Annotated in this window: 14 protein-coding genes and 1 pseudogene; 9 read left to right on the top strand and 6 right to left on the bottom strand. The window is 71.0% G+C overall.

The annotated features are described in order from the left end of the window. Positions 1–138 precede the first annotated feature (138 nt). From OG861_RS01680 to OG861_RS01665, 4 genes are all read left to right on the top strand, one after another. Complete coding sequence (locus OG861_RS01680; protein WP_329202617.1) at positions 139–1,383, top strand: geranylgeranyl reductase family protein; 1,245 nt, start codon at positions 139–141, stop codon at positions 1,381–1,383. Positions 1,384–1,829: 446 nt separating this feature from the next. Next, positions 1,830–2,279, top strand: coding sequence for an SRPBCC family protein (locus OG861_RS01675; protein WP_329201273.1), 450 nt, complete (start codon positions 1,830–1,832; stop codon positions 2,277–2,279). A 176-nt stretch (positions 2,280–2,455) separates the two neighbouring features. Beyond that, on the top strand, positions 2,456–2,728 hold the full coding sequence (locus OG861_RS01670; protein WP_329201276.1) for a DUF3253 domain-containing protein: 273 nt from the start codon (positions 2,456–2,458) through the stop codon (positions 2,726–2,728). A 369-nt stretch (positions 2,729–3,097) separates the two neighbouring features. Next, a complete protein-coding gene (locus OG861_RS01665) occupies positions 3,098–3,457 on the top strand; it encodes a hypothetical protein (protein WP_329201277.1) in 360 nt (119 codons plus the stop codon). A gap of 394 nt (positions 3,458–3,851) precedes the next feature. On the opposite strand, the gene OG861_RS01660 is transcribed toward OG861_RS01665, so the two are convergent. The 3 genes from OG861_RS01660 to OG861_RS01650 all read right to left on the bottom strand — a co-directional run bounded on the left by OG861_RS01660 (position 3,852) and on the right by OG861_RS01650 (position 7,673). Next, positions 3,852–4,931, bottom strand: a complete 1,080-nt coding sequence (locus OG861_RS01660; protein ID WP_329201280.1) for a MerR family transcriptional regulator — start codon at positions 4,929–4,931, stop codon at positions 3,852–3,854. A 721-nt stretch (positions 4,932–5,652) separates the two neighbouring features. Further along, positions 5,653–7,032, bottom strand: a complete 1,380-nt coding sequence (locus tag OG861_RS01655) for an MFS transporter (protein WP_329201284.1) — start codon at positions 7,030–7,032, stop codon at positions 5,653–5,655. Beyond that, positions 7,029–7,673 carry an ArsR/SmtB family transcription factor gene (locus OG861_RS01650; RefSeq protein ID WP_329201286.1) on the bottom strand — a complete coding sequence of 215 codons (645 nt, stop codon included), beginning with the start codon at positions 7,671–7,673 and terminating at the stop codon, positions 7,029–7,031. Before OG861_RS01650 ends, OG861_RS01655 begins: the two co-directional genes overlap by 4 nt. A gap of 385 nt (positions 7,674–8,058) precedes the next feature. Between OG861_RS01650 and OG861_RS01645 the strand changes: the two genes are divergently transcribed. The 3 genes from OG861_RS01645 (at position 8,059) to OG861_RS01635 (ending at position 11,239) form a co-directional block, all read left to right on the top strand. Further along, a complete protein-coding gene (locus tag OG861_RS01645; protein ID WP_329201288.1) occupies positions 8,059–9,078 on the top strand; it encodes a hypothetical protein in 1,020 nt (339 codons plus the stop codon). Further along, on the top strand, positions 9,075–10,565 hold the full coding sequence (locus OG861_RS01640) for a hypothetical protein (protein WP_329201290.1): 1,491 nt from the start codon (positions 9,075–9,077) through the stop codon (positions 10,563–10,565). The genes OG861_RS01645 and OG861_RS01640 overlap by 4 nt, the downstream gene beginning before the upstream one ends. Before the next feature lie 104 nt (positions 10,566–10,669). Then, the gene (locus OG861_RS01635) at positions 10,670–11,239 is read left to right on the top strand and encodes a hypothetical protein (RefSeq protein ID WP_330261045.1); all 570 of its coding nucleotides are present in this window, start codon (positions 10,670–10,672) and stop codon (positions 11,237–11,239) included. 189 nt (positions 11,240–11,428) lie between these two features. Here OG861_RS01635 and OG861_RS01630 read toward each other — a convergent pair whose 3' ends face one another. Then, positions 11,429–12,319, bottom strand: coding sequence for an SDR family oxidoreductase (locus OG861_RS01630; RefSeq protein WP_329201294.1), 891 nt, complete (start codon positions 12,317–12,319; stop codon positions 11,429–11,431). Positions 12,320–12,640: 321 nt separating this feature from the next. Between OG861_RS01630 and OG861_RS01625 the strand changes: the two genes are divergently transcribed. Together OG861_RS01625 and OG861_RS01620 are read left to right on the top strand one after the other, a co-directional pair. Continuing rightward, positions 12,641–13,096: a hypothetical protein gene (locus OG861_RS01625; RefSeq protein WP_329201295.1), complete on the top strand. Its 456-nt coding sequence runs from the start codon at positions 12,641–12,643 to the stop codon at positions 13,094–13,096. Continuing rightward, entirely contained in the window at positions 13,093–17,283 is a 4,191-nt protein-coding gene (locus tag OG861_RS01620) for a tetratricopeptide/SEL1-like repeat protein (protein ID WP_329201296.1), read from the top strand. Before OG861_RS01625 ends, OG861_RS01620 begins: the two co-directional genes overlap by 4 nt. Before the next feature lie 467 nt (positions 17,284–17,750). Here the strand turns inward: OG861_RS01620 and OG861_RS01615 are convergent. Further along, positions 17,751–18,110, bottom strand: a pseudogene (locus OG861_RS01615) (zeta toxin family protein); the annotation flags it as partial. A 1,018-nt stretch (positions 18,111–19,128) separates the two neighbouring features. Next, entirely contained in the window at positions 19,129–19,563 is a 435-nt protein-coding gene (locus OG861_RS01610) for an ATP-binding protein (RefSeq protein WP_329201300.1), read from the bottom strand. Positions 19,564–20,076 lie beyond the last annotated feature (513 nt).

The following is a 20,076-nucleotide window of genomic DNA, read 5'->3' as shown; positions in this document are numbered from 1 at the left end:
TCACGGACCGGCCCGCACGGGAGACGGCATAGTGATGGGGTGACCGCCGAACGTGATGACGCGCGCGACGACCGCCCCTCCGAGGGCAACAGCCTTGCACCGCAGGATGACGGCGTAGGTGACGAGGAGGCGCAGGTCATCGTGGTGGGTGCCGGACCGGCCGGTTCCGCCGCCGCCCTCCACTTGGCCCGCGCCGGCGTAGACGTACTCCTGCTGGAGAAGGGGGCTTTTCCTCGGGAGAAGGTGTGCGGCGACGGACTGACGCCGCGCGGAGTGGCCCAGCTGGTGAGGATGGGTGTCGACATCGACGCACCGGGCTGGATGCGCAACCGCGGAATGCGGTGGGTCTGCGAAGGACACCAGGCCGACCTGGACTGGCCGCGGCTCGGTAGCCTCCCCGACTTCGGGCTCACCCGTAGCCGACACGACTTCGACGACCTGCTCGCCGCGCACGCCCGTACCGCCGGAGCGCGCCTGCGCACCCGGGTGAAGGTCACGGCACCGCTGACCGACCGGGCGGGAAACGTCACGGGAGTGACCGCGACCCGCGGGCCGGACCGCGAGCCGGTCCGTTACCGGGCGCCGATCGTCGTGGCGGCCGACGGCGCGTCGGCGAGGACCGCTCTGGCCCTCGGGCTCGAACGTGACACGAGCCGGCCGGTCGCCGCAGCGGCCCGCCGCTACTACCGCAGCCCGGCCCGGACCAACGATCCGTATCTGGAGCTGTGGGCCGACCTGCGTTGTCCGCGCACCGGGCTGGACCTGCCCGGATACGGCTGGGTGTTCCCGCTCGGCGACGGGCGCGTCAACGTCGGCCTCGGCGCATTGCCGCAGCGACGGCGCCGTCCGGTGGAACTGAGGGCGGCCCTGGACAACTGGCTACCGCGCCTGCCCGCCGAGTGGGGGGTGCGGGAGGAGAACGCGGAATCGCCCCTGCGCAGCGCCCCCCTGCCGATGGGGTTGAACCGGCGCCCCCAATACCGTCGGGGACTGCTCCTGGTCGGAGACAGCGCGGGCATGATCAGCCCGTGGAGTGGCGAGGGGATCGCCCAGGCGATGGAGGCCGCGGAGGTTGCCGCCGAAACCATCGCCTTGGCGCTGGCCAGACCGGAGGGGCCGCGTCGTGAACACGCGCTGGGGCAATACCCCGCCGAGATCCACCGCCGCTGGGGGCGGTACTACCGGCTGGGCAACCTCGCCGGTGATCTCCTCTTCGCCCGGTACGGCTACCGGCCGCTCCTGCACCCCCGCGTCATGGCCTCGCCCCCGCTGTTGCGCTACCTGGCCCGCCTCCTCACCCACGTCACCGACGAACCGGCCCACGACAGCGTCGACGCCGTCCTCCACACCCTGTTGCGCCTCGTACCGTCCGTACGACGGTGAGACCGGCGGGGTCGGGCAGACCGTCGAGGGGGCGGCCCGCGCGGTGAACGACCTGTCCGCGCGGGGCACGGACCGTCATCCGCGCCCCGCGCGGTGAACGACCTGTCCGCGCGGGGCGCGGATGACGGTCCGTGCCCGGAGACCACCCCGCGCCCCATCGCGCGTACGGCAGGGCGCCCGATCCGGCCCGATCCGGCCGATCCGGCCGATCCGGCCGATCCGGCCGATCCGGCCGATCCGGCCGATCCGGCCGATCCGGCCGATCCGGCCGATCCGGGCCGGGGTGGGCCGGGGTGGGCCGGTTGCCGGGGACACGCCAGGCGTATCGACCTCGGGCGGGTGGTGTCGCCGAAGGGTGGAGGGGCGGGCACGCCGGGCGGGGGAGGGATGGCTCGCGCCCGCCGGCCACCGTCGGCGGTGCCCCCAGTCGTGGAAGGACTTCTCCGATGTCGCAGGTGAAGGAAACGATCGAGGTTGGCGTGCCGGTGACGACGGCCTACAACCAGTGGACGCAGTTCGAGTCGTTCCCGCAGTTCATGGACGGCGTGGAGCGGATCGAGCAGCGCACGCAGACGCTCACGCACTGGGTGACGAAGGTCGCGGGAGTGAAACGCGAGTTCGATGCGGAGATCACGGAGCAGGTTCCGGACCAGAAGGTCGCCTGGGTGACCGTGGGCGGCGAGACCGAGCAGTCGGGGCTGGTCACCTTCCGCCCGATCGACCCGGCCCATACCGAGGTGACCCTGATGATGGACTTCGACCCCGACGGCATGGCGGAGAGCATCGGCGACAAGCTGGGCTTCGTCGACCGGCAGGTCAAGGGCGACCTGAAGCGCTTCAAGCACTTCATCGAGGACCGGGGCACCGAGACCGGCGCCTGGCGCGGCGGAGTCTGACCAACCTGCCCCCATCCCCGCCGTGCCCGGTGCCGTGCGTGAGCCCGGGCATGGCGTTGGTGAGGTAGGCGCGCCCCTCAGGCGCCGCGCCCCTCAGGGTTTCGGCATATCGGCCCGAGGCGGTCGCGCCGGCCCGCTGTCGGCGTACCGGACATCAGCGGTGCGACACTGGCGGAGTGACGGACAGCGACCGGCAGACCGACCGACGCCTGGAACGGGTCATCCTGCAGCTGCTGGATCGTCGCGGTCCGACCGCGACGATCTGTCCCTCCGACGCCGCGCGGGCGGTGTACGACGGGGACGACGACGGCTGGCGCGCCCTCATGGAACCGGTCCGACGTGCCGCCCGGCGGCTCGTGGAGTCGGGTGAGGTGGAGATCACCCAGGGCGGCCGCCCGGTGGAGCCGACGAAGACCCGCGGTCCGATCCGTATCCGCCGCGCCCGCTGACACGGCAACGGCACCGCGACGTCCGCACAGTCCGCGGCCCATTTCCCGAGCGCGGGGCGATGCGCGCGTCCGAGGAGTGAGCACGGCCGGACGAAGACAGCCGCCGACCGCGCATTTCAAAGCAGGGCCGCCCACCACCCCGAACGGGCACCACGTCGTCCTCGATGACCGCCACTGGCGTACCACCGATCCTCCCGGTCTCCGACCTCCGCTTCATCTGGCCGAGGTGTTCGGACTACACGAGACGCCGAGCAGCAGCGCCATCGCAAGAGATGTCGTCAGCGCGGCCTGTGACGCTCTCGTTGCGGGAATTGATAGCCCGGGACTTCGGGTGTTGGCAGTCGGACACGCGCCGAAGCGGACTACGACGTGTACGACTTGCTCCCCGTGGCGCTCGATGAACTCGACCTCATCGTCCATACGGTTGCCAGCGAGGCGCTCCACGAAGCCGCCGCACGAGTGCTGGCCCGCCGTATGCTGGCCGGTGAGCTGGCACCTTGGGAGCTGACTTTCCGAATTCACCAGCTCCACGGACATGAACTGCCCCTGACCAAACGGCTTGCCGAGCTGGACGCCGAATATGCCATCCTCGAAGACGACGACAGAGCAGTAGCTCAGGTCAATGCCAAGGTCATGAATGAGGCCCGCCGCCTCGCTGGCCGCCCCCACACTTCAACCGAACCCACGGACACCGAACTGATACCTATATCGTCTGGGCCCCAAGCGTGAACAGCACCTGGTCCCTCATGGCCGGGCCGGGTCAACCGGCCGCTGCTGCCACACTTCTGGGGAGAGGGGCTGCTGGAGCGGGCGTTCGTCTCGGGCGCGCCGGAGCTGTGCCTGCTGCGACTGTGAGCAGGGCGAGGCGAGGGCCTGACGTAGGGCGTCTCCGGTTGAGTGGAACAGGTGGCGGTCGGTGTCCCGCTCAACCGGAGACAGTGCTTTGGTTCACCCGCGGAGCCAATCCAGCAGGCGTCGTGGAGCCGGTAGCAAGTACTGACCCTCATGGGTGGTGGAGCAGACTCGGCTCTCCTGACTTGCTGAGCGAGACGGTATTCGTCCGCCTCGCGGATGAGTTGATAAGAGCGGATATGGTGCAACTCGAAGTGCATGCCGCTCGCTCCTACTGCTGGATCTCCATGACGTCGGCGACCACGCAGCTGACGTTGTCAGGGCCGCCAGAGTCATTGGCAATGGCGATGAGTTCGTGGACAGCCTGCTCCGGCTCACTGGTCTGGGAGATCACGCGATGGATCTCGTCGATCGGTACGACGGTCGACAGACCGTCGGAGCAGAGCAGGTAGCGGTCTCCCTTCTGAGCGTCGTGCAGGCGCACATCGGGGGTGCTGTCGGCTCCATGGCCGAGAGCACGTACCAGCAGTGACCGCTGGGGGTGGGAGGCGGCTTCTTCCAGGCTGAGGCGTCCCTCGTCGACCATCGACTGCACCATGGTGTGGTCGTGCGTGATCTGGAACAGCTCTCCGTCACGCAGCAGGTAGACGCGGGAATCGCCGATGTGCACAAGGGCCAACTGCGAGCCGGTCCAGAGCATCGCGGTGAGCGTGGTCCCGGCCTCATCGGCGGAAAAGCCGGCCCCCGAGACACCGTGCACCGCCAGTTTGGCCCGTCCTATCGCGTCGTCGAGGACATTGAGGAGACTGCCAGCCGGGATGCTGTGGGTTTCGAGGTGCTTGAGCGCGTCGATGGCGGCCGCGCTGGCGGGGGCTCCTTGGCCGCCGAAGCCGTCGGCGACGGCGAGGAGACGGGACCCCGCGTAGGCGGTGTCCTGGTTTCTCTCGCGAACCAGGCCGGTGTCGGAAAGAGCGGCGTAGCGGATACTCAAGGGCTTGGCGGTCGGGGGCATGTCAGGGTCCTTCCAGGAGAGGTGGTCGATGAGGAAGGTGGCCAGGTTCCGCCGTGCGGCGGTATCGGCTTCGACCTGGGACCAGAACACGCGGATCTCTTCGGCTGCCGGCCCTGCCTCCATCGTGCAGACCTGCTGAATGCGGGCGAGAGGCATTCCCAGCCGTCGGAGCCAGGCGACCAGCCGGGCTTGATCCAGTTGCTCCGGTGCGTAGAGGCGGTAGCCGGTCACCGGATCGACGCGCGCAGGAGTCAGCAGGCCGAGCTCGTCGTAAAGACGCAGCGCCTTCGGTGACAGCCGGGACGCCTTCGCGAACGTCCCGATGGTCAGCAACTCCATGCTCGTTCCTCCTCAAGCCAGGCACGTCGCCTGGCTCCCCTGATGCTGTGGGCTCCCCCAGGGTGAAGGTCAACCAGGGCTTCTCCCGGCCCGTCCGATGGTCTCCGATTCGTACGCCGGCAACTCAGCGATACGCGATCAAGATCCGCAAGGTAGCTCCCGCAACGGCGCTGCCGTCGAACACGGTTGGCCAAGCTGCTGCGGCCTGGCGGAAGGCCAAGTGGTGACCTCGCTTAAGGACCTTCCCCATGCCGGTAGCTGTCTGGCGGTCCGGCGGCCCGGTTCAGGAGGTGAGGTGGCAGGATGAGCGGTGTCCGACTCTCCGCATGAATCGTGGTTGCGCGGCATCGCCTTCAATCCGGCGGCGCCCTCCGACGTACTGATACGCCTCGTGGATCAAGCAGCCCGGTAAGGCGGGTCTGCTGGTGTGCGAGGGTCGTGACCTACCCGACGCCGTCATCGACGCAGCCCTCCACCACCCGGCCAGAGCGATCCGCCGCGCGCTCGCGGGCAACAGGCACATCGACCCCGCACGACTCGCCCCCTTGGCAACCGACCCGTCGGGGATCGTCCGCGGACGGCTCGCCGCCGGTCCCTCTCCCCGTCCCCGATGGGTCCGACCAATGCCGGACGACATCCTCGTCACCCTCATGACGGCCGAGGACGGGGGTGAGGCCGCGGTCGCCTGCGCGCTTGTGCGGGTCTGGAGTTCGTCCGAGCGCTACTGATCGACATGTTTATGATGCGGGTCGGGGGCGGAGGCGGCAGAGCTCGGGGAGGACGACTTGGCGAGTGGCCGAGGAGTTGACTCGGTGGGCCGGGGTGTGACTCCACCGTGGTGAATCCACAGGAGGGCTCCGGCGAGCAGCACAGTACCTCCCAGCAGCCAGGGCAGCGGGCCTGGCCGAAGTACGCCGATGATCAAGCCGCTGAGGGCTCCCGTCAGTTGCAGGGCCAAGGACTGGACGGACAGTGCGGTGGCCCGGACCGAACGGGTGACACGGCGGTGCAGGATGTCGTTCTCGGTCGGTCCTGCCGAGCCGAGCCCGAGGTAGACCAGGCCGTAGCCGGTGGCCGCGAGGACCATGGAGCCCGCTCCCGTGGAACCTGCGGTGGCGCCGAGCAGAAGCAGGCCGCCGGCGCTCGTACCCAGACTCGCCATGACTGCGCGCTCGCCGCTGCCCGCGAGTCGGGCGGCCAGCGGTGCGAAGTGGCTTCCGATGCCGGAGCAGATGAATCCGGCACAGGCGAGTGCCGCGAAGATCACCGCGCCCGACTCCGATGCACCGGTGAGGGCTGCGGACCGGCCCGGTGTGAGCAATTCGATCGCGGCCAGAGCGCTGCCGGCTGCCCCTGCGCTGAGGAGGATCCGACGGACCAGTGCGTCGCGGCCGCCCAGGCGCAGTCCATCCCCTACGGTCGCCGGGATGCCTCGGAGCACGTCATGCAGGGTGACCCTCGGCCTGGGCGGTTCCCGCAGGGCGGTCAGGACGTACATAACGAAGGCGACCTCGACCGCTGCGCCCAGGAGCAGCGGAGTGGAAAGGGGTACTACGAGTCCGGAGGTTGCCCCGCTCAGTCGGGCGCCGAGATCGGGGCCGAGTGCCAGCAGCCAGGGAAGGACACCGCCGAGCAGGGTGCCGGTGGCGAGTGCGGCGGATGTTGCGGCGGAGCCGCGGGCCAGTCCGGTGTGTAATTCGGCGCCGGGCCCGGAGTGCGTGTGGAGGGTGTCGACGTACCAGGCTTCGGCCGGTCCGCTGGACAGCGCGCGACCCGCGCCCATCAGGGCCATGCCGAGTCCGAGCAGCCAGCCGGCGGTGCCCAGGCCCAGAAGGGTGAGGGCGGTCAGGTTCAGCAGGCCGGCGGTCGCCAGGACCGCGCGGCGTCCCAGGACGTCGGAGAGTCCTCCGGTGGGCAGTTCCAGCGCGGCGGCGGCAAGGGAGTGTGCGGCGAAGTAGCCTGCGATGGCTTCCATGGCCATGCCGCGCTCGGTGAACAGCAGGATCAGGGGAGCGATGGTCAGTCCCAGCGGCAGCCAGAACAGAACGCAGACCGTGACGTACCGGCGGCGTGCCGTGCGAACGTCCAGCAGCCCGGTCATGAGGCGTCCTCGGTCTGTGCACCCGCCGGGGAAGAAGCGGCCGGTTCCGCCCCGGGGTCACGTGGAGCCAGGGGAAGTCCGGCGGTGAGGAGCACGACCTGCGCGGAGCGCGGATCCTCCGCATCGCGGGTGGTCAGTTCCGTCAGTTTGTGGTGGAAGACTTCCCAGAGTTCGGTGAGCGACTCGGGGGTCAGGCGGGGCAGTAGGTCGCTGATGCCGGAGGGCTCCACCCACTCCGGGCCCAGTCGGCCGTCGGCGATGTCTGCCTCGTGCCGGACGAGAGAAGCCTCCAGGTGCTGGATCTGGGCCCTGCGCGACAAGCTGACGTAGGCGCGGCTGCCGGTCGTGGCTTCCATCGCCTTGCTGCTCCAGGAGGTCACGGCGTGCACCGCCTGCCAGCGGCGCTCCCGCCCGTCGCGGTGCTCGGCCTCGGCGACGAAGGCGTACTTCGCCAAGACGCGCAGGTGGTAACTAGTGGAGGCGGATGACTCCCCGGTCCTCACCGCGAGCTCACTCGCGGTGGCCGGGCCGTCCTGTCGCAGCATCCCGAGCAGCCGGATACGCAGAGGGTGGGTGAGGGCCTTCAGGGCTGCTGCGTCCTGCTCCGGATCGAGTACGCGCTTCTGCTCATCACTGATCATGACGGGAGACTAGGGTGCCCGAAGGGGTTTCCAAAAGTATTTTTGCAGAAAATATTCTGGAGAGTTGGCCGGCCTCCTGCGTCACCGCTGTCGCGTCGGTGAGGGGCTAAGTGCCTGCACGCTTCGGGGTGTTGCTTGGCTGACCCCTCCGCGCTCGCCGGCGAGCGCACCGAGCAGAGGCGACCGGTCCGGGATGGTGCGACGGCTGAATTGCACCCACCAGGGCGGAAGTCCCCCGCAGGGTGCGCAGGCTGTAGCGCCGGCGGTCCCTTACGGGGAAGCCCCGGCCTTTCCCGGATCGGCCGCATTTCGCCTCCACTCTGGGCCTTGGGTGCCGCACCATGGCGATTCCCGGGGTGACCGGGGCGAAGGGCTTGGGGGAGCCGTGACACAGACGCACAGTGAGCAGGAACCGGTGCCGGAGCCCGGAAGCGAGCAGGGCGAGGAGCTCGACGCCGACTCGGAACCGGATCCCGGGCCGGAAGCCGAGGCCACGCCGGACGCCGGGCGCGACGCGGAGGCCGGGGAAGAGCCCGGAGCCGAGGCCGCCGCCCCGCACGAAGAGCCGGAGCCGGGGCCGGAGTCGCAGTCGGAGTCGGAGCCGGAGCCAGCGCCGGAGCCGGAAGGCGGCCCGGCCGGAAGGTGGCTGCCCAGGCGGTTGCGGACAGTGGGGCTCGCGGCCGCGGGGGTGGTGCTCAGCGCCGTCGTCGCCGCGGTCGTCTCGGCGTACCTCGACATCTGGTCGGTACGGGAACCGCCGCCCGGCGCACCGCGGATCACGGCCGGCTCCGAGGTCTGGTGGGATCTGATGCAAGACCGGCACCTGGTGCGGTCCGCGCCCGGCTCGGCGTACGACAGGGAGCCGGTGCCCCTGGGCGACGCCCAGGAGACCCTCGTCCGCATGGTCACCGAGGGCGGGACCGACGCGGGCATGATGCGGGTCCGTCTGATCGTCACGAACTTCACCCGGACACCCGCCACCATCACCTCCGTCCGGGCCCGCATCGAGCGCACGCGCCCCGCGCCCACCGGCCCGCTCTTCTACTGCGGCGGATCCCAGGGAAGTTCCGAGGTCAGCCGGGTGCTCCTCGACCTGTCCACCCCTTGGCGGCCGGCCATGGAGCAGGACGCCGAACGCCGCCTGACGGCGCAGTACCCGAGTACCAAGGTCCAGGTAGCGGCACAGGGGGACCCGGCCTACTTCGACATCGAGGTCAGAACGGGCAACGCGACGGGCGCGTCCTCCGTCGCCTACGAGTTCGTGCTCGACGTCACCTACACGCAAGGGGACAAGCAGCAGCACCTGCTCGTGGACAGGGCCGGGCGCCCGTTCGTCCTCGCCCAGGGGACCGACAACTGGACTCAGGGGTTCCACTGCGTCGGCTACAAGTGGATCGCGGCATGACGCCGGACAAGTCGGGAGCCCGACGCCGTTCCGTCCTCGCCACGGCCACCGCCGCACTCGTCCTCACCCTGTGCTCCGCCCTGACCGTTACGCTGCTGCGTTCACCGTCCCGCGCCCCGGACGGCGCCGATCGGCCGGACGCGGGGATGTACGCGACCGGTGCCCCGCTGCTGGGGAACGAGGACACCTGGGCCGCCACCCTCCCGGAGCCCGGCCGGCAGCCTCCGGCCGAGCTGATGCGCAACGCGCTGGGCTGCGTCCCCCTCTTCCAGTGGGCCACCGAAGCCCGTGCCGTGCCCCGCGGGCAGGTGACCCTCGCGTACTCCGTCGGGGCGTCCCCGTCCCGCGCGGCCCTGGTCCGGGGGATCCGCGTGGTCAGAGGGCCGGACGTCCCCGTGCCCCGCGGTGACGACGTCGCCTGCGCGGGACAGGTGAAGGACGAACGGCTGGCCGCCGTGAGCGTGGCCCGCGGCAAGCCGGTACGTCCCGTCCGCCTCTCCCTGGACGATGCCGGATCCCGTCAGGAGGCCCCGCTCGCGGTTCGGGCGGGCGGCACGGCCACGGGGCTGGTCACCGTCACGACGGCGGCCTGCTCCTGCGCCTGGTGGCTCGAACTGGACGTGGAGGAGAACGGCGAGCAGGTCACCGTACGGGTGGACGACGACGGCCGGCCGTTCACCCTCGCACCGCCGGTGCCCCCCCTCGCCACCTCCGCCGACCAAGAGTCGGTAGTGCAACGGCCGCTGTCCCGTGGCGCCGGCGACCCGCAACCGCCTCAGGCCGGGGTCTCCGCGGTAGCCGCGCTGCTCCCGACGTCCGAGAGCTGGCAGGCGGAGTCCGACCGACCGCTGGACCCCGCGGCCGCCGTCGGAGGCGAAGCACGCCTCGGTGGGATGGGCTGTCACCGCATGTACGACTCCGTGGTCCGAGCCGGGGGCGTTCCGGCCGGTGATCACGAACTCCAACTCGTGATCACGGGCCCCGCCGGCGTGGAGGGGGCCGTGCTGAACGCACGAGTACGGCTCGAAACGGTCCGTCTCGACGCCGAGCAGCGCTACCGCTACGCGTGCGCGCGCTCCGGCGTGAACCCGCATGCCCACGCCAATAGCCTCAGCACCACACCGGATCTGCTTCCCCACACCCTCATGCGTGGACATCCCGGACTGGGTGTCGGCCTCTCGATGCCGCTCGCCACGGACGAGACGTTCTCCTTCAGCCGGACCGGCCTGGACGGCCGGACCCGCCCGGACGGCCGAGGTGCATACGGCATCGGCCGCGTCATCGTGCCCCAGGAAGCCACCTACGGCATGACGGTGGAAGTGACCGTCACCATGCCGAGCGGCGAACGTGCCGATTTCACCCTGACCGACCACGGCAAGCCGTTCCTGCTGGGGCCCTGCACCGACATGCTGACCCCGGCCCACCAAGAGAACTATGAAGAGCCGAACTCGGGCCCGCGCTTCCATTACGACGAGGAACGCCTCTAGCGGTGTTGTGTCGCCGACGTCCCCAAGTACGATTCCGGTCTCATCCCGTCCTGCATCAACTACACGCTCGTGCCGGTGCCGTGACCGACAACTCCGGAAACTCGATGAAGCCTCTCGACGGCAACGTCGGGGAAGCCGCACTGGTGCGGCTCCTCGACGACGTCTACACCTTCGCGATGGCAGGGCCCCGCCTGCACGAGGACTGGACTCAGGACGTCCTCGCCGTCCTGGAGCGTCGCGTCACCGACCCGCGGGGTTGGCGCGTGATGGAATGGCAATGCGACCGGGCGGTTCGCGTGGCAGGGCATCCCTCGTACCCCTTCGGGACACTCGTGGCGCAGGACATCCGTGCGGGTGTCCACCCGATCACGGAAGGAGCGGCCGTCGAGCTGCTCGCCTCGCTGACCCAGGAGTGGTCCTTCGAGGCATACCCTCTCCGGTCCCGGGCCGACCGCGACGACGTGTTGACCGACGCCCGCACCGTACTCGCCCGGTTCGGCCCCGGCGCGGGCTACTGGTCTTCCTCCGACCTGGCCCGGACGTCAACGTCTCCCGACTTCCTGGTGGGCCGTCTGGAAGGTGGTCGGTCCTTCACCGAGCACGTCATGGACGTGGGTCTGATCGCGGTGTCCTCGGACGAGGTCGGCGTCTTCTGGTCGTTCGACGCGAATTGAGACAGTGAGGTGGTGCTGACGAGATCTGCCACTTCCCCCGACACGGGAGACCGGCCGATGGACCACGAAATGCCTGCCAGTCCGTACGGGTTGTCATCCAGACCACCTTCCCCGAGGCGCCCGACGCTCCCGCTGACACCGTGCCCTGGATCGCTCTGCGTCCGGCCTGATCCACCGGCCCGGTTCCGGTCAGGGGTCGTTCCTCCGGCCGTGGGCCTGGGTGTCGGCCAGGCCGCCGGCGCCGAGCAACCCGGTCGGGGGCAGGGAGCCGTGGCGTGTGACGCGGGGCAGTGTTCTCGCCGAGGCCATCGCCACAAGAAGGGGCAGCACCGGGCGGACGGGCTGCGCGAGCCGGAGCCAGGGCGGCGCGTACACGGTCGCCGCCCGGTGGTGCACCGCCTTGACCAGCCACCCGGCCACCTGCTCGACCGAATACACCTTCCGTGCCGGAGCGGGCATGTGCGAACGCAGTTCGCGCAGGACATCGTGGGCGTCGACGTCGCGAACCATGTCGGTGTCCGTCCAGTGCAGATAGGCGATGCCCACGCCCACTCCCTGGTACCCGAGTTCGGCACGCAGCGACTGGGCGAAGGACTCCACTCCCGCTTTCGAGGCGCAGTAGGCGCTCATCATGGGAGCCGCCCCGAAGGCGGCTGTCGAGGCCACCTGGAGGAAATAGCCTCGCGACCTCAGGAGCGCGGGAAGGAATACCCGTGCCGTCACGGCGCTGCCGACGAGATTGACCTCGATGACACGACGCCACGTCTTCGGATCCGACGTCGCGAACGGTCCGCCTTCCGCGACTCCCGCGTTCGCGATGACGACCGCCGGGTCTCCCATGTCGCGGGAGACACGCAGGGCGGTGCGGCCCATCACCTCGTCATCCGTGACGTCCGCCTCGTAGCAGCGGGACTCCACCGGCAGCGAGCGCGCCACCCGTTCGAGCGTTTCGGCCTCACGCCCGAGCAAGGCGATCCGCATGCCCCGCTTCGCCAATTGCCTGCACAGCCCCTCTCCCAGCCCGCGCGCAGCGCCCGTGACAACGGCTGTGCGGCCCGCCAAGGGATTGCGCTGCGGCATGCTTTCCTCCAAGAGGTGGCGCCCGGGTCCGCGGCCTAGCGGGGCGCGGAGCCCGAGGGGGAGACACCTCATGGCACCACACGGGGAAGGGCGCCGCCCGGGCTGACACACCGAGCGCCAGGACAGTCCGTCCACGCGGCGAGGAAGCGGACCGCTCCGGCCGTGGACGGAGCCTCACAGCCCACGCCGTCCGGTCGCTCCGCCCTCGTGTGACCTGCCTGTTCGGTGATCTTCCTGCGTCGTCGGCCGTCGGCTCGTAGCGTCTGGGTGTGGAGCGGTTGTTCGAGCCGCCGTCGAAGGAGCGCAAGAGGGGAGCCGACCATGTCGGAAGTGATCGAGAGCCTGGCACACGAGGGTGGCACCGTGCTCGTCACCGCGTTGGCCACCGGGCTGGTGGGCGCCGCGCGCAGGCTCCCGCAGCTTTGGCGCCGTGAGGGCGCCGAGGAACGGATGGCGGCGGAGTTGGAGCGTTCGGCCCGGGAGCTCGCCGACTCGCCGCCCGAGACCCCCGATGCCGGGGCGCGCGTGGCGGTGGTGTGGGAGACCCGGTTGCGCGACCTGCTGCTGACCGATCCGGCGGCCCGCGGCGAACTGGAGCAGCTCCTGGCCGATATGCGGCGCGAACACCCGCAGGCGACGACGACCACCACCCAGCACATCACGGCGAGCGCCCCGAACTCGACGGCGCAGGGCGTGATCGGAGGCAGCATCCACAACCACGCTCCTGCCGCCCCGCCCGGTCTCGGCGCGCTCCCGTCGTCGGAGACCGGGGCATGACGGTGCCCCGGTCGCCCGGTGGAGAGGAGCCCGCAGAGGCATTCCGGGGCGGCGGCGCCGAGGGCGCCAGGATCGTCCAGAACGTCTACGCCTTCGACGGCTTCGCGTACGGGGCGATCAACGCGGACGTCCACATCCACGGTGACGGCCGGCCCGTGTACGTACTCGCCGAGCACGAGCCGCCGGACGGCGATCCCGACCCGGCCTGGATCGAGCAGCCCAGCCGACTGCTCAACGCGGGCAACGCGGTCGTGCCGTTCACCGGACGCGGGGGCGAAGTGGACGAGTTGATCCGGTGGCGCGGCCCGGGCGCGGGCAGCCACAGCGCTACCGGAGCCCGTAGCACCGGGCACGGCGGCCGCGCCCTGGCCGTCCGTTGGCTGCACGGCCCGGGCGGCCGGGGCAAGACCCGGCTGGCCGATCACTTCGCCGCGCGGTCCGTCCGCCAGGGTTGGAAGACGATCGTCGTCCGGCACGGCGGTACGGTCCTGCCCGAGTCCGCGGGCAGCCACGACGCCCGCGCCGGCCACCTCCGCGGGCTGCTCGTCCTGGTGGACTACGCCGACCGGTGGCCCCTGCGGGACCTGGCCTGGCTGTTCGCCAACAGCATGTTCGACGGTGGCCCGCGCGGCGGCGACCAAGGGGAGCGGGTTCCGGTACGGGTCCTGCTGATGGCCCGTACGCCGCACGCGTGGCCGGCGGTGAAGTCCATGATCGGTGGACGGGCGGATGCCTCCGAGTACGAGCTGGCGCCACTGGCGGTGGAACCGGGAGACCGGGAGCGCATGTTCGCGACCGCGCGCACCGAGTTCGCGGAACTGTACGGGCGACCAGACGCGGCATCGGCCCCCTCCACGGTGTCGCTGGCGGACCCCGCATTCGGACTCACGCTCACCGTGCACATGGCAGCCCTCGTCACCGTGGACGCTCACGTCCACGGGCGAACGGCCCCTCGCGACCCGGCCGGGATGTCGGCCTACCTGTTGGAGCGGGAGCACGAGAACTGGCGGAGGCTGTACGAGAACGGCGCGGCGGGCCTGGACTTCCGGACCTCACCGGACGACATGGCGAGCGTCGCGTTCGTCGCCACCCTGACCGGAGCCTCCACCTGGGAGGCGGCCGCGACGGCGCTGGAACGAGCGGGCGTGGCCGACGTACCCGGGACCCTGCGGACCCTCCTGCGCGACCACGCCCGCGTCTACCCGCCGCTGGACCCGCGCACCGTACTCGAACCGCTCTACCCCGACCGGCTGGCCGAGGACTTCCTGGCACTGACCGTGCCCGGGCACACGGTCACCGGCTACCGCGCCGACGCGTGGGCGACGGGGGTCCCGAAGGCACTGCTGACGGCGCCCGGCGCCGCCGCCGTCGCCCCGCGCGCCGTGACCCTCCTGGCGTCGGCGGCCGATCGGTGGCCGCACCTCGCCGAACAGGTCCTGCACCCCCTGCTGCGGGACCACCCCGACGTCGCGCTCGACGCGGGCAGCGCCGCCCTGGTGGCCATCAGCGCCATCGACGGGACCGACAGGGAAGTCCTCGAAGCCGTCGAACGGGCCGCGTTCCGGAGGCTGGGCGGCATGCCGCACGTGGACCTCGACACCGGCCTGGCCGCCGTCGCCGTACGCTTGGCCGCCCTCGTCGAACCCGGCGCCTCCGATGCCGGACGGGCCGGGCTGTACCGGCACCTCGTACTGCGCCTGGGCCGCGCGGGGCGGTGGTCGGAGGCCCTCACGTACGCGCGGCGGACCGTGGACCTCCACAGTCACCCTGCCGCCCCGGCACGGGACCGGGCCGGGGCGTTGTCCGCGCTGGCGGTCGCCCTGGCGCACGCCGGGAAGCACGAGGAGGCCATGGAGAGGTCCCGGCAGGCCGTGGACCTCTACGAGACCCTGGTGCGGGCCGACCCCGACGCCCACACGGTGCTGCTCGCGGAGGCACTGGGCAACCACGCCAACCGGCTGGCGAAGGCCGGACGGCGGCGCGAGGCCCTGGAGTGTTCCGCCCGCTCCGTCGAGTTGATCGGATCGTCGCTGCCCGAATCCATTCCGTTCCCCCGCGTCCAGTCGCTCTCCACGGGCATGACGTTGGCCAACCACGCCACCCTGCTGTCCGAGGAGGGGCGGTACGAGGAGGCGCGCAACTACTACCGCCGTGCCACGGAGCAGTTCCGTGGCCTGGGCGAGGTCGACCACGCCGTCACCCGCCCCATGGAGGCACGTCTGTCGCTGAACCAGTCGCTCCTGGATGCCGCAGCGGGCGACTTGGTGGAGGCGGTGGCCCGTTCCGCGGTGGCGGTCGAGCACTTGACGGAACTGGCTGAGACCAATCCGGGAAGCCATCTGCCGGACCTAGCCAGTGCCCTGGCCACGCACACCGGACACCTGTGGACGTTCGGGCTCCGCGAAGAAGCCCTGGAGCGGTCCCGGCAGGCGATCGCGGCCTGGGACAAACTGGCCGACCAGAACCCCGGCGGGTACCGGGCGGGCCTGGTCTCGGCGTTGCGCAACCACGCCGGGTTCCTCGCGCAGGCCGACCGGCGCGAGGACGCCCTGGACTACTCGCGCTGGGCCCTGGAGCTGGCAGAGGAGCTGAGCGGGGAATCGGGCGGGGGGCCGAGCGGGAAGGAATCGGGCGGCCAGTCGAACGCAGCCGAACCCGGATCCCACCTCCCGGAGCTGGCGCGCGCCCAGTGGGCGTACGCGTTCGTCAGGTCCGTCCTGGACACCGATCTCCGTGACGGACTCGTCGCGGCGGCCGGGGCCGTCCTCGTTTTTCGTGATCTGGCGAAAGGGAACCCGCAGGAGTACACCGCCGACCTCCTGGGCGGATACGCACTCCTCGCCGACCTGCTGGAACGCCTCGGCCGGGGCGATGAGGCCGCAGACGTGCGCATCATGGCCGCCCGGCGGCGCGCGGAGACGGCCACCGACGGACGTGCCGGACGCGAAGGATTTGATCCCGGCGGACCCGGCGGACCCGGCGGACCCGACGCGAAGGACCACCTCGAACGTGCCTACCGGGCGGAAGCCGAGGCGGGCCACGTACCCGCGATGATCCACCTCGGGCGTCTGCTGGAGCAGGCGGACCGGATGGATGAGGCCGAACCATGGCTGCGGCGCGCCGCCGAGACCGGCCAGCCCACGGCCATCGTGCTCCTGGCCGGCGCCCTGCTCAGCCGGGGGCGGGCCGACGAGGCCGAACCCTGGCTGGAGCGGTCCGCCCGCACCGGCGACGTCACCGCCATGAGCCTGCTCGGCGAGCAGCTGATCAGGACGGGCCGCGGATCCCAGGCGGAGCCGTGGCTGCGCAAGGCCGCCGAGGCGGGCGACAGCACCGCCCTCTACGAATTCGGGGTCCTCCTGGAGAACACCGGGCGGGCGGAGGAAGCCGAACTCCGGCTACGCCAGGCCGTACGGGCGGGCCACCCACGGGCCGCCGGCACCCTCGGCGTCCTCCTATACGACAGCGGCCGGGCACAGGAAGCAGAACCGTTCCTGCGGCAGGCGGCCGACGCCGGTAGCGCGAGCGCGATGAGCAACCTCGGAACGCTCCTCTACACCGCGGGCCGGACGCGGGAGGCGGAGGACGCCTACCGGCGCGCGGTGGACGCCGGATTCGACCGCGCCCAGTACGACCTCGGCGTACTCATGGAGAACACCGGGCGGCCCGCAGAGGCCGAGCAGTGGTACCGCCGGGCCGCCGAATCCGGACACCTGCTTGCCGTTTCCGCCCTGGCCAGCAAGTTGTGCGAGGCCGGGAGGCTGCGCGAGGCCGAACCATGGCTGCGGCGCGCGAGCGACGCGGGAGACCCGGGCTCGATGGTCAACCTCGGGCTCCTGCTCGGGCGCACCGGCCGGGTCCCGGAGGCCGAACAGTGGCTGCGGCGGGCCGCCGAGGGCGGGGAGGTCGGGGCCATGGGACCGCTCGGGGGCCTGCTCTGCGAGCTCGCCAGGTGGCGCGAGGCCGAGCCGTGGCTGCGGCGCGCGGGTGACGCCGGTGATGTCACCTCCATGGTCAACATGGGGTACCTGCTCTTCCACAGCGGGCACAAGGCGGAGGCCGAACAGTGGTACAGGCGGGCCGCAGCGGCGGGCGACGCGACGGCCGCGAAGCTGCTGAGCGGCCGACTGTTCAGGGCAACCAAGGAGAAGCCTCGGCGCCGCTGGGGCCTCCGCGCACCCGACTGACCCTCCGACACCGCCGCCCCCGCGCCCGGGCGGCCTCCCCACGAGTCGGGGTGGGTCTCGTCAGGCCCGCGCCTGACCGCCTCGCCCCGGGCTTCGTGGGATGGTGGCGTCCCGCCCGCCGGGTCCACGGGACTGCCCGCTCCGGCGCTGCGAACCCGGCACCTCCGGAGTGGGCACACGACCGGTCTGACTGGGCAACGCGCAGCAGGCGCCGCGCGCCCCGCGCCTGAGCGTCCTCGCCGAGGCCGAACCGGGCCTGTTCATCCACCGCCGCCCGTAGCAGCTCTCCGTTCCAGGTCACCCGTCTGTCACGGCTGCCGCACTCGCCATCCGGCTCACGACATTAGTGACCCGTCATGCGGAGCCACTGCATCGTTGTGACGAGCTCTTCGCCGAAGTCCTCACAGAGCGCGAGCAACTCGCGGCCCTTGGGAGAGTCGAGCAGCCCTGCGGTATCGGGGAGAACCTCAAGAGCACCGTGGCAGGCGGTCTGGCCGTCCCTGGCCGCGATCGGCGAGCTGCTCGAAGTACCGGTTGACGATGCCTTGGTTGCTCATCGCCTGTGGGACGCCCATGAAGAGCGCCTCGATGCGGGTCCCCGTGCGGCGGTGGGCCAGCATCTTGCCTTCCACGGCCCGTGCGTTCTGCGAGGTCTCCTGGATGATCGCGTGCAGCTTGTGGGAGCGGACGTACTCCTCGGCCAGTGCCATCCACGCGCGTCCGTGGGCCCGGGTGAAGGCAGCCATCAGGGTGTCGTCCTGCGTCATCAGCGCGCTGTAGGCCGGGTGGCAGGGCTTGTAGAGGTCGCTGTCGATGTCCACGAACCCGCCGTGCTGGTTTCCTCGGGCGGTTGCCGACCCGTCTGCCCGAGGTCACTCGATGGAGGGCATGGGCGCGCGCCCCGGCCCGCCCGTCGGCGCCTACTCGCCACAGTGGGCGGATGCGCCGAACCGTCCTCACGCTCACGCTCGCTGCCCTCCTCACCGCATCCGGATGCGTCACTGTGAACGGCACCGCCCCCCAGCCCGCCGCGCCCGCTGCTCCCAGCGAACCCGCGGCCCGCACCGGCGCCCATGCGGTGAGCCGGGGGATCCAGTACGGCGCGCCGCTCACCCGGCTCTCCGAAGACCCCGTCCCCGCCGACCCTGCGCCCGGGCCAGTCCCCGAGCCGGCGGAGGCCGAGGCGAGCCCGGCGCCACTGGGGAATCACAGCCGCCGCACCGAGGGCAGCGCCGCCGACCACCCGTCGGCTCCGCACTCCAGGCCCCGCCGCCTGCCAGCTCCCGCACCCCGCCGGTTCCGCCCGGCACCCGCTCCCCGCAACCACCCCGCCGCACCCGCAGCCGGCCGGCGCGAGATGGCTCAGCTCTGCGCAGCCTCACGCGGGATCACCACCCCCACCGTCACACAGCTCTGTACCGGCACGTATGGGCGCTGACCCGGCATCCATGCGGTGCCGGGCATTCCACGCAGTAAGGGCGTTCGTCGCCGACGGACCGCTTCCGGGCTGGGATGCGAACGGGGAAGAGATCGATCGGCGTGAACGCCGGCTGACGGCGATCTCCCGCCCTGTGACGCCCGAAGAGGCCGCCGCCCTGGCCACCTGCTTCGGCTCCGACGACGGAAGAGTTCCGGGGGTCCGGGGCCGGCGGGGCGTCACCGTCGGGCATAGCCGGTGAGTATGGGCAGTGGAGGCCGACCGTCTACTACGGACCGTCGAAGTCGGTGACCGTACGTCGTCGCCGCCAGTGAGGGGTGCTGGGTATGGCGCACTCGAACGATCTGGTCGTCTCCCTTGAGTGGCTGGAGCGGCTGACCAGGTCCGTCCGCTTCAACGACGTCGGTTCATCGTGGCAACGCCGCCCGGTGAGGGACGTGCTGCGGCGGGGGATGTCGGGGCAGGAAGGCGCGTACGGTTTTGCCGCCGTTCGGGGTGGCGGTGACGCGGGTGGCGTGGGCGAGACGGTTGACCATGGGCCAGCCGAAGCCTCCGGTGCCGGCGAGCAGGTCGGGGGTGCGCATGCGCGGCGGCTGCGGGCTGGGGTCGTGGACGGCCACCTCGATGCTGGCGGGGCGGGCGGTCAGGCCCAGGGTGCAGGTGCCGCCGGCGTGGCGCAGAGCGTTGGTGACGAGTTCCGAGACGACCAGGACCACCGTTTCGGCAGCCTCGGCCCTGACAGGGCATACGAGGCCATCGAGGAAGGCCCGGGCGCGTTCGCGGGCGTCGGCGATGGAGGCGCTGGAGCGGGCGGCTGCGACATCGACGCTCACTGTGTCCATCAGATTCACCTTGGTCTCTGGTTCGCCCCTGCCCGCTCCTGTCCGCCGCGCTTGTACCCGCGCCAGTGGCGAGCAACCCGGGTGGGACACCTCGTACCTCTTGGCGACGCTGTTCGAGGTCGACTACCTCCTCTTCGAACACTCGGAAATCTATGGTGGCCGGAGTAGACATCGGGCTGGGGTGTGGCTATGGTTTCTCTCGTAGCCCGAAGAGATCGAAGAGCCCGGCAGAGACGAACTGCCGGGCAGCAAGACCGCAGCACCCGCAGTTGCAGTGCGAAGGACGGTGCGGTGACGGAGTTCCGAAGCCAGGTTGGTTGCAGGACGGCGACGGGATTGGTGACCGGACCGGGTGGCCCGCAGTGATCAGGGGCCGCCGTGAGCAGTACCGCAGTGGCAGTACCCGTAGTAGGTGCAGTTGGCAGTACCCAGCAGTGAAGTCAGTGAGCAGTACCTCGGTGAAGGCGTCGGCTGCGGGCGCGCGCACCGGGAGGTTCGGCAGTGGGGTTCTAA

The organism is Streptomyces sp. NBC_00539, assembly GCF_036346105.1.
In the GTDB taxonomy this organism is placed as follows: domain Bacteria; phylum Actinomycetota; class Actinomycetes; order Streptomycetales; family Streptomycetaceae; genus Streptomyces.
Note: the sequence above shows the minus strand (reverse complement) of the source record. Positions and strands in the feature narration are given on the sequence as shown.